Origin of the sequence: Saccharothrix sp. ST-888 (assembly GCF_000955975.1) — a bacterium.
Classification (GTDB): Bacteria; Actinomycetota; Actinomycetes; order Streptomycetales; family Streptomycetaceae; genus Kitasatospora.
In genome coordinates this window covers 1-14,955 of record NZ_JYJF01000044.1, presented here as the reverse complement: position 1 = coordinate 14,955, position 14,955 = coordinate 1, and the positions used below count along the sequence as shown (strand labels likewise).

Annotated in this window: 13 protein-coding genes; 8 read left to right on the top strand and 5 right to left on the bottom strand. The window is 72.8% G+C overall.

What is annotated here, in order from left to right; all coding sequences use genetic code 11:
• Positions 1–37 precede the first annotated feature (37 nt).
• The 4 genes from UK12_RS16085 (at position 38) to UK12_RS16070 (ending at position 6,381) form a co-directional block, all read left to right on the top strand.
• Positions 38–4,090, top strand: coding sequence for a type I polyketide synthase (locus tag UK12_RS16085; protein WP_082119661.1), 4,053 nt, complete (start codon positions 38–40; stop codon positions 4,088–4,090).
• A gap of 65 nt (positions 4,091–4,155) precedes the next feature.
• Positions 4,156–4,785, top strand: coding sequence for a TetR/AcrR family transcriptional regulator (locus tag UK12_RS16080; RefSeq protein ID WP_063838275.1), 630 nt, complete (start codon positions 4,156–4,158; stop codon positions 4,783–4,785).
• Between the two features lie 55 nt (positions 4,786–4,840).
• Entirely contained in the window at positions 4,841–5,557 is a 717-nt protein-coding gene (locus UK12_RS16075; protein WP_197084902.1) for a response regulator transcription factor, read from the top strand.
• Between the two features lie 209 nt (positions 5,558–5,766).
• Positions 5,767–6,381, top strand: a complete 615-nt coding sequence (locus UK12_RS16070; RefSeq protein ID WP_052681916.1) for an NAD(P)-binding domain-containing protein — start codon at positions 5,767–5,769, stop codon at positions 6,379–6,381.
• An 87-nt stretch (positions 6,382–6,468) separates the two neighbouring features.
• Here UK12_RS16070 and UK12_RS16065 read toward each other — a convergent pair whose 3' ends face one another.
• From UK12_RS16065 to UK12_RS44425, 5 genes are all read right to left on the bottom strand, one after another.
• Positions 6,469–6,975, bottom strand: coding sequence for a peptidylprolyl isomerase (locus UK12_RS16065; protein ID WP_045303661.1), 507 nt, complete (start codon positions 6,973–6,975; stop codon positions 6,469–6,471).
• A gap of 106 nt (positions 6,976–7,081) precedes the next feature.
• The gene (locus UK12_RS16060) at positions 7,082–7,864 is read right to left on the bottom strand and encodes a COG4705 family protein (RefSeq protein ID WP_045303660.1); all 783 of its coding nucleotides are present in this window, start codon (positions 7,862–7,864) and stop codon (positions 7,082–7,084) included.
• A gap of 131 nt (positions 7,865–7,995) precedes the next feature.
• Positions 7,996–8,625: a maleylpyruvate isomerase N-terminal domain-containing protein gene (locus tag UK12_RS16055; RefSeq protein WP_045303659.1), complete on the bottom strand. Its 630-nt coding sequence runs from the start codon at positions 8,623–8,625 to the stop codon at positions 7,996–7,998.
• Between the two features lie 79 nt (positions 8,626–8,704).
• The gene (locus UK12_RS16050; protein WP_045303658.1) at positions 8,705–9,076 is read right to left on the bottom strand and encodes a DUF1801 domain-containing protein; all 372 of its coding nucleotides are present in this window, start codon (positions 9,074–9,076) and stop codon (positions 8,705–8,707) included.
• Entirely contained in the window at positions 9,018–9,662 is a 645-nt protein-coding gene (locus UK12_RS44425) for a sigma factor (protein ID WP_269432018.1), read from the bottom strand. Before UK12_RS44425 ends, UK12_RS16050 begins: the two co-directional genes overlap by 59 nt.
• Between UK12_RS44425 and UK12_RS38060 the strand changes: the two genes are divergently transcribed.
• The 4 genes from UK12_RS38060 to UK12_RS16030 all read left to right on the top strand — a co-directional run bounded on the left by UK12_RS38060 (position 9,640) and on the right by UK12_RS16030 (position 14,761).
• Complete coding sequence (locus UK12_RS38060; protein ID WP_231591238.1) at positions 9,640–10,257, top strand: SDR family oxidoreductase; 618 nt, start codon at positions 9,640–9,642, stop codon at positions 10,255–10,257. The two genes, UK12_RS44425 and UK12_RS38060, sit on opposite strands and share 23 nt — an antisense overlap.
• Positions 10,258–10,919: 662 nt before the next feature.
• Complete coding sequence (locus UK12_RS16040; RefSeq protein ID WP_052681914.1) at positions 10,920–11,750, top strand: hypothetical protein; 831 nt, start codon at positions 10,920–10,922, stop codon at positions 11,748–11,750.
• 187 nt (positions 11,751–11,937) lie between these two features.
• A complete protein-coding gene (locus UK12_RS16035) occupies positions 11,938–12,837 on the top strand; it encodes a response regulator transcription factor (RefSeq protein WP_156178757.1) in 900 nt (299 codons plus the stop codon).
• 109 nt (positions 12,838–12,946) lie between these two features.
• Positions 12,947–14,761, top strand: coding sequence for an acyl-CoA dehydrogenase (locus UK12_RS16030; protein WP_045303656.1), 1,815 nt, complete (start codon positions 12,947–12,949; stop codon positions 14,759–14,761).
• Positions 14,762–14,955 lie beyond the last annotated feature (194 nt).

Here is a 14,955-nt window from a genome sequence, read left to right as displayed (position 1 = left end):
ATAACATGCAGTCCAGTCCATGTTTGGACTGTAGAACATGTATCGACGTGAGTCGTCCTTCGGAACGGGAAGATCTGTGGCTATGGGGAGTGGCAGGCAAGGAGAGCTCAGCCAGCCGGTGGCGGTGGTCGGCTTGGGATGCCGGTTTCCGCAGGCCGAGGGGGTGGACCGGTACTGGTCGCTGCTCATGGCGGGCACGGACGCCGTGACACCCGTCCCGGTGGACCGCTTCGACATCGACGCGTACTACCAGGCGGAACCCGGTACCGCGGGCAAGACGATGTCGCGGCACGGCGGCTTCCTGGCGGACGTCTTCGGTTTCGACACCGGGTTCTTCGGCATCTCGCCCGCCGAGGCGAGGACCATGGACCCGCAGCAGCGGCTGCTGCTCCAGGTCGCCTGGGAGGCGCTGGAGGACGCGGGCATCCGCCCGTCCTCGCTGGCGGGCAGCCGGTCCGGGGTCTTCGTCGGGCAGGCCACCGCCGAGTACGCTGACCTGCCGCAGCAGCTGTCCAGGCGGGGCATCCACGACTCCGCGGGGCGCCGGATCAGGGCGGTGACCGCCGGACGCCTCTCCTACGCCCTGGACCTGCGCGGCCCCAGCATCGTCACCGACACCGCCTGCTCGTCCTCGCTGGTCGCCGTGCACTCCGCCCGGCAGAGCCTGCTGACCGGGGAGAGCGACCTGGCGATCGCGGCGGGCGTCAACATCATCCTGGCCCCCGACGACGCGGTGGCGTACTCCCAGGCCGGGATGCTCGCCGCCGACGGCCGGTGCAAGTTCGGCGACGCCGCCGGGGACGGCTTCGTCCGCAGCGAGGGCATCGGCGTGGTGGTGCTCAAGCGGCTGGCGGACGCCCTGCGGGACGGCGACGAGGTGCAGGCCCTGCTGCTCGGCAGTGCCGTCACCAACGACGGGCGGGCCAGCGGCTTCCTGCTGCGCCCCGCCGTCGACGGGCAGGTGGCGATGCTCCGCGCGGCCTGCGACAGCGCGGGCATCACCCCGGCGCAGCTGGACTACGTCGAGGCGCACGGCACCGGGACGGTGGCCGGGGACGAGGTCGAACTGACCGCCCTGGCCGAGGCGCTGGACGGAGCACGGACGGCGGACCGCCCGCTGCTGATCGGGTCGGTGAAGTCCAACATCGGGCACGCCGAGGCGGCGGCCGGGATCGCCGGGCTGATCAAGGCGGTGCTGATGGCGAAGCACGGCAGAGTGCCCGCCTCGCTGCACTACCGCACCCCGCACCGGCTGCTCGCCCAGGGCACGCTGCCGTTGCGGGTCGCCGTGGCGAACCAGCCGCTGCGGTCCGAGGGGCGGACCGCGCTGGTGGGGGTGAGCTCCTTCGGCCTCTCGGGGACCAATGCGCACGTCGTGGTCGGGGCGTACCAGCCCGCGGCCGATCCGGAGCCGGGGCCGGCGGACGCCGCGCCGGGCGGGCCCGAGCTGCTGGTGCTCTCCGCGCGCTCGCCCCGGGCGCTGCGGCGGCTGGCGCGCGCGTACGCCGAACACCTGACGGGAGCCGGACGCGGGTACCCGCTGCGCGATGTGTGCGCGAGCGCCGCGCTGCGCCGCGATGCGCTGCCGTACCGGCTGTGGGCGGTCGGAGCGGACCACGACGGGCTGGCCGAGACCCTGCGGGCGCTGGCCGACGGGGCGGAGACGCCGGACGGCGGGCTCGCCACGGAACCGGCGGCGGACGGGGCGCCGACCGTGTTCGTCTTCCCCGGCCAGGGCTCCCAGTGGGTGGGCATGGGCCGCGAGCTGCTGGCCCACTGGCCGGCCTTCCGGGCGGCGATGGCCGACTGCGACCGGGCGGTCCTGGCCGAGACCGGCTGGTCGCCGCTGGCGGCGCTGACCGCCGAGGACGGTGCGGCGGGCGGCGGGGTGGCGGCGGTGCAGCCGGTGCTCTGGGCCATGGAGGTGGCGCTGGCGGAGGTCTGGCGCAGCCACGGGGTCGAGCCGCAGACCTGCCTGGGCCACAGCATGGGGGAGAGTGCCGCCGCCCGGGTCGCGGGGGCGCTGACGGTGGCGGACTCGGCCGCGGTGATCTGTCGCCGCAGCGCGCTGATGGCCCGGCTGTCCGACCGGGGCGCGATGCTGGTGGTCGAACTGCCCGGGGACCAGGCGCAGGCGCTGGCCGACCGGTCCGGCCCCGGGGTGGCGCTGGCCGTCGAGAACTCGCCCTCGTCCAGCGTGCTGGCCGGTGACCGGCAGGCGCTCGACGGGATCGCGGCCGAGCTGCGGGCCCGCGGGGTGTTCTGCCGCCCGGTGAAGGTGGACGTCGCCTCGCACTCGCCGGGCATGGACGTCCTGCGGGACGACCTGCTCGCCGCGCTCGCGGACCTGCGGCCGGGGCCCGGCGCCGTCGAGCTGTTCTCCACCGTGCACGGCCGCCCCGTCCAGGGCGGTGAGCTGGACGCCGGGTACTGGATGGACAACCTGCGCAGGCCGGTGCGGTACGCCGACGCGGTGGCCGGACTGGCCCGGCGCGGGGAGCACGTCTTCCTGGAGATCAGCCCGCACCCGCTGCTGACGGCCGCGACCGAGGAGACCCTGGCGGCGGCCGGGGCGACGCCCCGGGTGGTGCCGAGCCTGTACCGGGAGCAGTCGGAGACCTCGGCGATGGCCAGGGCGGCGGGCCGGCTCTTCGCTCACGGCACCCGGATCGACTGGCGGCGCTGGTACGGCGCCGGCACCCGGCGGGCGCCGCTGCCGACCTACACCTGGGACACCGAGCAGCACCGGGACGAGCCCGCCCTGGCCGAGCGGGGCCTGCGGGGGGCCGAGTCGCCGGAGCGGAGCATGTTCCTGCCGCTCGCCCGGGTCGGCGGGACCGCCTTCCGGGGCAGCATGCCGTTGCCGGGGGCGGTGTACCTGCTGGCCGCGCTGAATCGTTTCACCGGTGCGCCCGGCGCCGAGGGCCGGTGTGTGCTGGAGGAGGTCCGCTTCGGCTCGGAGCTGGTCGAGGAGAGCTGGGCCGAGGGACTGCGGGTGCGCTGGCGGCCGGCGGCGGCCGGCCGCCAGGCCGGGGCCGGGCTGTGGGAGACCACCGTGCACGCGGTGGGACCGGGTGGCGACGCGGTCTTCGGGCTGCACGCCCGGCTGCGGGCGGGAGCCCCCGAGGACGGCCGGCTGCCGGCGGCGCACGAGCACTGCCTGGACAGCGCGCTCACCCGGTGCACGGGCTACCTCTCGGCGGACGCCTTCCTGGCCGTCGCGCGCGAACGCGGGTACGAGATACCGCCCCACCTGCGGACCGTCCGGCGGATGTGGCGTACCGAGGGCGAGTCGGTGGCCCGGATGTCCCGCCCGGGCCCGTCGGGCGGCTGGGGGGCTGCCGAGGGTGCCGGGGGGAGCGCGCGGTCCGCCGTCCGGCACGGTGCAGCCCGGCACGGTGTCGCCCGGCAGGGCGCGCACTGGGAGGCGGCGCTCCAGCCGCTGCTGGCCACCTGGCCGGGCGCCGGGGCGGCCGACGCCGAGGGGAGCACCTATGTGCCGACCGGGATCGCCAGGGTGAGCCTGGCCGTGCCGGAACTGCCGGCCGACTATTGGAGCCTGGCCCGGTTCACCCCCGCCGACCAGGACGGCCCGGACCGGGCCGACGTCACGCTGATCGACCCGGACGGCGGCGTCCTGGCGGAGTTCTCCGGCATCACGCTGCACCGCCTCACCGGTCGGCCCGCCAGGGCCGCGGTCGTTCCCGCGCTGTTCGGGGCGGTCCCCGCGGTCGAACCCGGCCGGGTTCCGCCGCAGCTTTCGGCGCCGAGGGGGATCGAGCGGCTGGTGACGTCCGGGCAGGAGGTGCCCCAGCCGCCGTCGGTCGGTCAGGACGCCGTGCTGGCCCGCCTCGCCGCGGTGCTGGGGCTGCCGGTGGCGCGGCTGGACCGGCGCAGGTCGCTGCGGGAGCAGGGGCTGGACTCGATCATGGCGGTCCAGCTGCGCCGCCGACTGGAGCAGGAGTGCGCGGTGCCGGTCTCGGCCGACCGGCTGCTGGGACCGGAGAGTGTGGCCGAGCTCTGTGCCGCGCTGGTCTCCGATGCTTCGGATCAAACATGTACTGCGGACCAAGATTGTCTTCTGGTATAAATTCCCCCGAGGGGCTGTCAGCGGTCGGCCGGTAGCACCACCGAGGCGCAGGGGAGATGCAGCGGATGGAGAGGCCGACCGCGACAGCGGCACCGGGGCGGCGCGAGCGCAACAAGCAGCGGATCAGGGAGCGGGTCTACCAGGCCGCCTTGGAGCTCTTCGCCGAGCAGGGGTATGACGCCACCTCGGTCGATGCGATCGCCGAGCGTGCCGATGTCGCGCGGGGGACGTTCTTCAACCACTTCCAGCGCAAGGAAGACCTCATCACGGAGTGGGGTGAGCGACGGCGCGCGCGGCTGAAGGCCGAGTTGGAGGGGGACGTGTACGCGGAGGGGGGCGAGTTCGAGCTCCGGTTGCAACGCTGCATGACGGTGCTCAGCCGGATCAACGAGGAGGAGCGGCACACCACGCCTGCCATGCTGCAGGCCTGGGTGCAGGCGGGCCAGCCGCTGCTGGAGGAGCCGTACGCCGCGCTCATCTTCGCCGAGATCGTCGAACGGGGGCGGACTGGAGGGGAGTTCGCCGCCGACATCGACGCCGTCCGGGTCGGGAACATCCTGCGGGACACCTACCTGGGCGCGCTCTACCGCTGGACCAGGGCCGAGGAACAGCGGCCCCTGCACAGCGAGTTGGACGAGATCCTGGCGATCGTCCTGAACGGCATCAGGAGGAGTCCCGACGCGGGCTCCTCCTGAGGCCGTCCGCCTCGGGAGGAGAGCGCCTCAGGGCGATGTGGGCATGGGGGAGTCAATGCCGCGAGAACAGGCCGAACCGTCGGTACAGCACGGATCGGCAGGCCGGGACGGCTGGCGTGTCCTGGTGGTGGAGAGCGACCCGCGCGCTGCCGAGCACCTGGTCCAGAGCCTGCGCCGGCACGGCCACGAGGCGGTCTGGGTGGACACCGGCGGCAAGGCGCTCCGCGCCTACCGCAGCGCCGAGATGGTGCTGATCGACCTCGAACTCCCCGACCTGGACGGTCTGGAGGTCTGCCGGGAGATCCGCGCCGCCGGCGACACCCCGGTGATCGCGGTGACCGCCCGGGGCGCCGAGCTGGACCGGGTGCTCGGCCTGCAGGCCGGCTCGGACGACTACCTGGTCAAGCCGTACGGCTTCCTGGAGCTGATCGCCCGGATGGAGGCGGTGATGCGACGGGTCAGGCCGCGTCCCGCCGTCGCCAGGCCGATCGCCCGCGGTGCGCTGCTCATCGAGGCCGGCTGCCGGGAGGTCAGCGTGGCCGGTCGGCCGGTCGACCTCACCCGCAAGGAGTTCGACCTGCTGCACCTGCTCGCCTCGCAACCCGACGCGGTGGTCCCGCGGGCGCAGATCGAGCGCCAGGTCTGGGGCAACGCCGAGGTGAGCCGGAGCCGGACGATCGACACCCATGTCAACAGCCTGCGCAACAAGCTGGGCGCCGGGACCTGGATCGTCACCGTTCGGGGAGTGGGCTTCCGGTTCGGCCACGGCTGACCGGTCGCGGCGATGGTGCGCGGTGGTGCTGCGCGGCGCGCCGCCGGGGGCCGGAACGCACGGTCCTCGACATGGTGTGACAAGTCCGCGAAAGCCCTGAGCCGCCCGCGTCCGTTCGGCCCCCGACCTGCTCGACAGTATCGCTCGACCGCCGAACCGGCCTCCTTCACAGGCTGGTTGACATCAGGCCCGACCGGGGGGAGACGACAGTGCGCGAGGGGCTGGTCGTCGTCGGGCTCGGCAGCGTCGGCCGCGCGCTCGCCCGCACGGCGTGCCGCGCGGGATGGCGGGTCGTACTCCTCGACCGGGACGAGCAGGCGGTGGACCGGATGCTCCGCGAGGGCTTCGCCGCGACCACGGACGAGCGGGTGCTGGGCACCGTCGGGACCGTGGCGATCTGCGCGGCGGTGCCGCAGGCCCGGGACGGCGCGTTCGACCTCTCGGCGGTCAGGTGCGCCTCGGAGGCGGTGAGCCGGCATCTGCGGCCGGACGCGCTGATCGCGCTGGAGTCCGTCGGCTGCCCCCGGATCGCCGAGGAGGTGGTGCGGCCGAGCCTGGAGCGGTCCGGTCTGGCCGCGGGCACGGACTTCAGGCTGGCCTGGTCGCCCCGGTGGGACGATCCCGCCCTCGGTCTGCCGAAGATCGTCACCGGTCTGACCGCGCGCTGCGCCGCCGCTGCCGCCTCCTTCTACGGGACTTTCCTGCCGGAGGTGCGGCAGGCCGACGCCGGCAGCTGTGCGGCGGGCGTCGAGCCCGGCGGCTGCGCGGCTGCCGACGACCGGGGGGCCGTGCCGCGTCAGCGCGGCGCGAACGGCCGGCCCTGAACACCGGCGGCGCGGGAGGCGTGAGGCCGGCCCGCCGCAGACGCGCGGCCGCTCACGCGGCTCCCCGCGCCGCCGGGTGGTGCGCGGTCAGCCCGCGGAGATGATCTCGGCCTTCTCGATCACCACCGACTCCTTCGGGACGTCGCCGTGGCCGCCCTTGCTGCCCGTGCTGACCGAGCCGATCCGGTCCACGACGTCCGTGCCGGCGACGACCTTGCCGAAGACGGTGTAGCCCCAGCCCTGGGGGTTCTTCGCGGTGAAGTTGAGGAAGCGGTTGTCGACCAGGTTGATGAAGAACTGGGCGGTGGCCGAGTGCGGGTCGCTGGTGCGGGCCATCGCGGCGGTGTAGGCGACGTTGGTGAGCCCGTTGTCGGCCTCGTTCTGGACCGGGGCCTGGGTCGGCTTCTGGGACATGCCCTCGGTGAAGCCGCCGCCCTGGATCATGAAGTCCTTGATCACCCGGTGGAAGACCGTGCCGTCGTAGTGCCCGCTGCGGACGTAGGACAGGAAGTTCTCGACGGTCTTCGGGGCCTTGGCCGCGTCGAGTTCGAGGTCGATGTCGCCGAAGTTGGTGGTGAGCCGAACCGTGGTCATGGTTCTCCCTTTACTCGGTGGGTAAGCAGAGAACAGCTTGTCACGGACCGCCCCACGTCCCGGCGGATCTTCCCGAACGTGCCGCGCCGGTCCGGCCGGAGCGGGGTCAGCGGGAGACGTCCCTGCGGGTCGCCGCCAGGTAGCCGACCAGGGCCAGGATCGCCACCGTCCAGCCCGCGGTGACCGGACCGAGGCCGAGGTCGAGACCGCCGCGATCGTGCGAGACCGCCATCCAGTCGGCGAAGGAGGCGCCCAGCGGGCGGGTCAGCACGTAGGCGATCCAGAAGGACGGGATCGCACCGAGGCCGAACCACCGGTGGGCGACCGCGGGAACGGCGATCAGCGCGGCGAACACGATCCCCGAGCCCAGGTAGCCCAGGCTCATGGTGGTCGCGGTCAGGTCGCCCGCGGCAGTGCCGAGCGCGAAGGTGGCCAGCACCGTGGCCCAGTAGAACACCTCGCGCCGCCGGGTGTGGATGCTGTGGATCGACAGCGTCCGCTCGGTCGCGAACCAGACGCCGAAGACGGCCGCCAGCGCGAGCAGGAAGAACGGGGTGGACACCAGGTACGGCACGCCGAGGCCGACGTGCAGGACGTCGGCGGCCATCGTGCCGAACACGCTGACCATGACGATGCCGGTCCAGTAGATCCAGGCCACGTACCGGCGGACGGCGAACTGCACCGCCAGCGCGGCCAGCAGGGCGACGCCGCCGAGCGCGACCGCGATCATCGGGTCCATTACGTGCGCCAGGTAGTCCGAGGCGGTCTCTCCCATCCCGGTGGTCAGTACCTTGATGATCCAGAAGAGCGCCGTCACCTCCGGCACCTTGCTCATCGTGTGCCGGGCGGGGGACAGCGGGCCGTTCTGCCGGAGTTGGGCGGTCGTCATGGGCCGCAGAATCCCACACCGTTTCTGAAGCCAACCTGAAGACGGCGGCCGCGCAGGCCCGGGGGCGGGCTGCTCCCGGGCCGTGCTCGCGGGCCGTGGTCCCGGACCGGCAGGCGGGCGCGGCGGGACCGCTACCTCATGACGGGCAGCACCGGGCCGTCGGTCCGGCCGGTCGCGGCCTCGATGAAGGCGACCGGATCGGGCACGTCGGCCAGCAGGCTCCGGGTCGCCGCCAGGGCGGCGGCGGGCGGCGGCGGACCGCCGACCGCCGCGATCAGGTCGAGCAGGTGGACCGTGGCCTCCATGACGGCGAGCTCGCCGAGCGCCCCGAAGGTCACCGTGCCCAGCATCGGGTGCGCCACCACGGCGGTCGGCGGTACGTCCGCGAGTCCGGCGAGGGCCTCGGGCCCCTCGACGGCGAACCGGTCGACCAGCTCCTTCGGTGACAGCGCCTCGGCCATCTGCCGGGCCTGCTCCTCGACGACCGGGGCCGCGACATGGGCGACGCCACCGGGCCGGTTGTAGATCCGCAGGACCTCCGCCCCGCCGGTGACGGCGGCCGGCTCCTGGGTCAGGGCGCCCCTCAGCTGGCCGAACATCGCCGGGTCGGGCGCGACATGGGCGAACAGCGCCTGCACCGACCAGCCGGGCAGCCGGGTGGGGGTACTCCAGTCGTCGGGCCCCAGCTGTGCGCCGCGTTCGGCCCAGGAGCGCCACAGTTCGGTCAACAGGCCACTGGCCGAATCAGTTTGACGTGTCATCACAACCTCCTCCGTTGGGCCGAGTCTACGAGCCGACCGGTTGCCGCCCGCCGGGCAGGGCGCCGGGCCGGGGGCCGGATCAGACCCCGGCCGCACCGAGTTCGGACGCCTGGCGCAGCCAGTCGGCGAACAGTCCGGCGTCGATGTCCGCGAGGCCGCGGAGCTTGACGCTCGCCATCTCACGGGCGCCGGGCTCCAGCCGGCCGGACGGGTCTGCGACGGCCTGGCCGCGCCAGAGACCGAAGGTCACATACGAGGAGTACGCCTTGACGAAGCAGACGGGGTTCCTGCCCGGGGCCGCGCCCAGGCTCCAGGTCGGGTGACCGTGCCAGAGCGCCCCCGCGACCCCGGGCAGCGCCTCGTCGACGACGGCCCGGGCCTTCTCGCCGACCTCACGCAGCGGTTCGGCCAGGGCGGCCAGGTACTCCTCGACGGACGTGGGCTTCGACATGTGCTCTTCTCCTCGCGGGTGTTGGGGTGTTCATAGCCGGTGTGTTCACAGCCGGTGCGTTCGCAGGGGTGGACCGGGCGGCGGTGCGGAACTCATCGCTCCGCCGGGAAGACGCGCTGTCGACCGAGGCCACCGTGGTGCCGAGCAACTCGGCGACCTCGTTCGCCCGCCGGCCGGGCACCTTGCGGAGGATCGGTACCGCCCGCTGCTTCGGCGCCGCCCGTCCCTCGAAGGTCCGGTGGCCGCGCCAGGCCCGGATCATCGGCTCCTGGACCACGTCCTCGGCCTCGAAGGCGGAGCCGGGCATGCGGTGGCCGTGCCCGGTCAACTCCCGCCGCCACCCTGAGATCAGCCATCGATACCCCCGCGTCGACTTCCCGTTGGCGCGGACCGTACCGGACGCCTCCGACAGTCCGGCCGTGACCGTGCTGGGCCGTCCGGGTGGAGGCCGCCGCGTGGTGCGTGCGTCGGGCCGATCGCCCGGGGGATCGGGGATCGGATGGTGCCGAGCCGGCCGGAGGCAGAGGGCCGGCAGGCGTCCTTTCCGGATGCGGATACGTCCCGTGTACAAGGAGTCCTGGATCACGAGCAGTGATCGTTCACTGGTGGGCAAGGTCGTGCTGGTCGGCGCGGGCGCGAAGAACCTCGGCGGGTTGATCAGCCGCACGGTGGCGGCGGACGGCGCGAAGGTCGCCGTGCACTACCACTCGGCGGTCACGAAGTCCGACGCCGACGCGACGGTCGCGACGGTCGGGGCCGCCGGGGGCGAGGGCTTCGCGATCCAGGGCGACCTGTCCGAAGTCGCCGACGTCGAGTGCCTGTTCGCGGCCGCGAAGGACCGGTTCGGCGGGGTCGACGTCGCGGTCAACACGGCGGGCAAGGTGCTGCGCAAGCCCATCGTGGAGACCACCGGGCAAGGAGGGCAACCGGCTCACCAAGATCGAGAACATCGTCCCGGTCGTGAAGTTCCTTGCCACGGACGGCTGGTGGATCACCGGCCAGACCCGCTTCGCCAACGGCGTCTGCACCACCCGTTGAGCGGTGCGCCGTCGCGGACTTCCCGCACACGACCTCCACCGGGTGCGGGAAGGTTGTTCACAGCAGCCTTGCGGCACGCCATACTTGGCCAATCGCCCCGGGAGCATCCGCTGTTCTGCGTGCACGGGATGCGGTCGCCGTAGCGGTCGGCGGTCTTCCGGTGAAGGGGCGGGGTGGAGCTGGTGAACCTGCGTGGATCCGAAGGGTATTCGTATTCCCGGATACGTGCGGCGCCGGAGTCCACTCTGTCCGAACAACCCGGCGCCTTACCGGGATTGACGGGTGGACCCGGTAATCCCGGGAGGGGCGCCCGGCGGATGTCATGTCCTGGACTTGGTCGGCGGCGGTGCCGTGCGGCGGTCGTCGGGGCAGGTCGAGGCCCTGGACCACCGCGGCGGTACGGCGGTGGCGGCGGTTCCCGGGGCACCGCATCTGGCAAGAAGCTGCCAGTCGGTTGCACATTGTTTGCGTGTCATGCAGTGATAGTGGGCGATGGCAGGACTGCCTCCGGATCGGTTCCGGGCAGTGCCAATCCGGACCGGTTCACCGCCGGTCTCGGTACGTGGATGGAAAGCAAGAGGGCGGGCGGCCAGGTCTACAGTTCGCCGGGAGTGGCGACGTTGACTGCCGGGCGTGGGGGGCGGACGGGCACACGCTTTCGGCAGGGCGATTTCGGCACTCCGGATATCTCTGAAAATCTTGGTGAAATCAGGGCGGGGTGCGGTCCACAGTGGTTGCGCGCCGACTCGGGGTTTCCTCGGTTCGCAGCTGAGTGAGGTGATCGACGATGATGCCGGGGGGAAGTGTGAAAGCCCAGGAGGGGGACTCCGACCAGCAGGGGCTCCGTCACGAGGAGCAGGAGAACCGTCCCCGGCCCGCCGGTGCGGCGTTCCTGGGTGCGGTGGAAGAGGTGGACCAGGCCCTCCTCCAGGCCCGTTCGCTCATCGACTCCATGGAGTCCTATCGGCGGCGCAGCGGTTCACCGGGGCGCCTGCTGGTGATCGAGGACCAGACGACGCTCGAGGAAGCCGTCGGCAACCTCCTGGTCGGCACCGTCCGCCACGTCAGCGCGGTGGTGCCCGGGGGCGGTTCGGAGGCCGAGATCCTCGGCGCGGTACTGGCCTGCACCAAGCAGGTGGCGGCCGAGGCGGCGGCGGTACGGCTGCTCTTCTCGCCGCGGGCGATCCGGCAGGAGCGGGCTCGGGAGGCCGCGCGCCGGATCCCCAGGTGCGAGGTGCGGGTCTTCGACAGCGCCCTGCCGGAGGCCGTCGTGGTGGACACCGGGGTGGCCCTGGTCTGGTCGGACCTGGGCGCCGGGGGGCGCCGGGTGTCGCTGGTCCGGGACGCCGCCGTGGTCGGCGCGCTGACCTCGCTGTTCGCGGTGGCCTGGGCCAACGCCTCCCGTACGGCGGCCAGGCCGGCTCCGGGCGGGCGGGTGCGGACCGAGGTCGGCCGGCGGATCCTGGAGGCGCTGAGGGCCGGCCAGACCGACGAGGTGGCCGCGCGCGAGCTGGGCGTGCCGCTGCGGACCTACCGTCGCCATGTGGCCGACATCATGCGGGAGATCGGCGCGAGTTCGCGGTTCCAGGCCGGTGCGCGTGCGGTCGAGCTGGGGCTCCTCACGGACGGCGAGTAGCGGGCGGCGCGCAGCGCGCGGCGCGGGGCGGGGCAGCGGGTGATCGGCGCCCGGGCAGGCGGTAGTGCCCGGCGGCGAGCTGGGCCGGTTCCGGTCGGGGGACGGGAATCGGTCCGACCAGACAGAGGTACTGGTAACGACTTGCGGGGCGGTAATGGTCGAGCCTTACGGGGAGACGGATTCGCTGGTGTCCGAAGGCGGATCCGGGGGTGATGAATCGGTGGTCGCGGACGACGAATTCGGCCAGGCGCTGGTCGATGTCCGCGGCCTGATCGAGACGGCGGTGTCCCGATACCGGGACTGGTCCTTGAAGAGCCGCCTGGTGGAGGCGCTCGAACCGGGGTACGGGCCGGTCCGGGAGGCGCTGGTCGAGGTGATCACCGGCGCCGAGTGCTGCGTGGACGTGGTGATAGCGGCCGAGGCCAGCCGGGCGGCGGAACTCTGCGGGGATCTGCAGGAGCTGCTGTCGGGGCTGGGCCGGGAGATCCGGGTACGGGTGCTGTGCACACACGCGGCGCTCGACCAGGGGTTTCGCCGGGAACAGTTGGGGGACGGGTATCCGATGGAGGTCAGAGTGGCGCGGATTCCCTTCCTGGAGGCGGCCATTGTGGACGGTCGGGGTGCGGTGGTGCGGACCGACTTCGGTGCGCAGGCGTCGGTGGTGCGGTCGGTGGTGGTGATCGAGGCGCTGCAGGCACTGTTCGGCAGTGCGTGGCGCAACGCGGGGCTGCTGAGCGACCGGATCGACCTCGGCCGCTCGGTGCGCAACGACTTCGCGGGCCGGATCCTCGGCTCGCTGCACACCGGCGCGACCGACGAGGTGGCCGCCCGCGAGTTAAGGGTCTCGGTCCGTACCTACCGGCGGTACGTGGCGGAGATCCTGGAGGCGCTGGGCACCAAGTCCCGTTTCCAGGCCGGTGTGTTGGCGGCCGAGGCGGGGCTGCTGCCGGTGCGGACCGCGGCGGTCGCAGGGGCCGGCCGGCCCGCGTCCACCCGGCCGGTCCGCCATCGCCATCTGCTGGCGGCGCGGGGTGCGGGGCGGTTCGAGCCGGCGACCTCCGGGGCCGTGGCAGGAAGTGGCCAGTGACCAGGTTCTGGTGAACTGGCCACGAGAACAGTATTACTGATGAGTAGTCAGCTGTGACACCTGTTCGGCAGCGCGCTCGGCGGCGAGCGGCCGGGAACTCGGAGATGCCATGGGGCACTACAAGTCCAACGTCCGCGACCTGGAGTTCAACCTCTTCGAGGTGTTCGGCGCCGAACAGCGCTACGGCGTCGGCTGCTTCGCCGAGATGGACCCGGCCACCGCCCGGACCGTGCTGGCCGAGGTGGAGCGGCTGGCCGTCGAGCGGCTGGCCGACTCGATGGTGGAGTCGGACCGGACCCCGCCGGTGTTCGATCCGAAGACCAACTCCGTTGCCCTGCCGGAGAGTTTCAAGGGCGCCTTCCGGGAATTCCTGGACTCGGAGTGGTGGCGGCTCGGCCTGGCGGAGGAACTGGGCGGTACGCCGTGCCCGCCGTCGCTGTTCTGGGCGATGGCGGAGCTGGTGCTCGGCGCCAACCCGGCGCTGTGGATGTACGCGGGCTTCCCGTCGTTCGCCTCGGTGGTCCGGCGGCTCGGCACCGAGGAGCAGTGGCAGATAGCCCAGCGGATGGTGGACCGGCGCTGGGGCGTCACCATGGTGCTCACCGAGCCGGACGCCGGTTCGGACGTGGGGGCGGCCAGGACCACGGCGCGGCGGCAGCCGGACGGCTCCTGGCATCTGGAGGGCGTCAAGCGCTTCATCACCGGGGGCGAGCACGATCTGGCCGAGAACATCGTCCACTTCGTGCTCGCCAGGCCGGAGGGTGCGGGTGGCGGGACCAAGGGCCTGTCGCTCTTCCTGGTGCCGAAGTTCGACTTCGACTGGGCGACCGGCGAGCTCGGCGAGCGCAACGGCGTCTACGCCACCAACGTCGAGCACAAGATGGGCCTGAAGGCCTCCACCACCTGTGAGCTGACCTTCGGCGCGGGCCGGCCGGCCAAGGGCTGGCTGCTCGGTGAGCGGGCCGACGGCATCCGCCAGATGTTCACCATCATCGAGTTCGCCCGGATGCTGGTCGGCACCAAGGCCATCGCCACGCTGTCGACCGGCTACCTCAACGCCCTGGAGTACGCCAAGTCCCGGGTGCAGGGCCCGGATCTGACCGCCTTCGCCGACAAGTCCTCGCCCCGGGTGCCGATCACCCGCCACCCGGACGTGCGCCGCTCGCTGATGACCCAGAAGGCCTACGTCGAGGGCATGCGCGCCCTGGTGCTCTACACCGCCACCGTCCAGGACCGGGTCGCCGAGGCCGAGCGGAGCGGCCGGCCGGCGGCGGACGCCCGGCGGCTGAACGACCTGCTGCTGCCGATCGTCAAGGGCTACGGCTCGGAGAAGTCGTACGACCAACTGGCCCACTGTCTGCAGACCTTCGGCGGCTCGGGCTACCTTCAGGAGTACCCGATCGAGCAGTACATCCGGGATGCCAAGATCGACAGCCTCTACGAGGGCACCACGGCGATCCAGGCGCTGGACTTCTTCTTCCGCAAGATCGTCAAGGACGGCGGCCTCGCCTTCGCCGCGCTCGCCGACGAGATCAGGGAGTTCCTGGAGACCTCGGACGCCTCGGCCGAAGGCGACCTGCTGGCCGGGGCGCTGGCCGATCTGGAGGCGATGCTCGGCGCGATGCTGGGCCGGCTCACCGAGGCGGGCCAGGAGTCCCGGAACATGTACCGGGTCGGCCAGAACGCCACCGCGCTGCTGTTCGCCGCCGGGGACGTCATGGTCGGCTACCTGCTCCAGCGGCAGGCCGCCGTGGCAGCCGGGAAGCTGCCGGCCTGCTCGGCCAAGGACCGTCCGTTCTACCAGGGCAAGGTCGCGGTGGCCGGGTTCTTCGCCCGTACCGTCCTCCCCCAGGTGGCCGCGCAGCGGCGGATCACGGAGGGGACCGACCACTCCCTGATGGAGCTGCCGGAGGCGGCGCTCTGACCCGTGCGCGGGGGTGCTCTGCCAGGGGCACCCACGCGCACGGCGCTCAGTCGGCCCCGCCCCCGTAGGGGCATCCGCCGCCGGCGGCCTCCGGTGCCGGAGACCGGAGGGGAGCCGGTCGCACGGCGGGGCCGGCCGGCCGCTCGCGCCGCTCGACGCGCATCGGCAGCCCGCCCTTGGGGCGCAGGGTGACC

Excerpts from the sequence above, each read along its gene's own strand:
- UK12_RS16085 (WP_082119661.1), top strand. The coding sequence starts at position 38 with ATGTATCGACGTGAGTCGTCCTTCGGAACGGGAAGATCTGTGGCTATG.
- UK12_RS16080 (WP_063838275.1), top strand. The coding sequence starts at position 4,156 with ATGGAGAGGCCGACCGCGACAGCGGCACCGGGGCGGCGCGAGCGCAAC.
- UK12_RS16075 (WP_197084902.1), top strand. The coding sequence starts at position 4,841 with ATGCCGCGAGAACAGGCCGAACCGTCGGTACAGCACGGATCGGCAGGC.
- UK12_RS16065 (WP_045303661.1), bottom strand. The coding sequence starts at position 6,975 with ATGACCACGGTTCGGCTCACCACCAACTTCGGCGACATCGACCTCGAA.
- UK12_RS16060 (WP_045303660.1), bottom strand. The coding sequence starts at position 7,864 with ATGACGACCGCCCAACTCCGGCAGAACGGCCCGCTGTCCCCCGCCCGG.
- UK12_RS16055 (WP_045303659.1), bottom strand. The coding sequence starts at position 8,625 with ATGACACGTCAAACTGATTCGGCCAGTGGCCTGTTGACCGAACTGTGG.
- UK12_RS16050 (WP_045303658.1), bottom strand. The coding sequence starts at position 9,076 with ATGTCGAAGCCCACGTCCGTCGAGGAGTACCTGGCCGCCCTGGCCGAA.
- UK12_RS16030 (WP_045303656.1), top strand. The coding sequence starts at position 12,947 with ATGGGGCACTACAAGTCCAACGTCCGCGACCTGGAGTTCAACCTCTTC.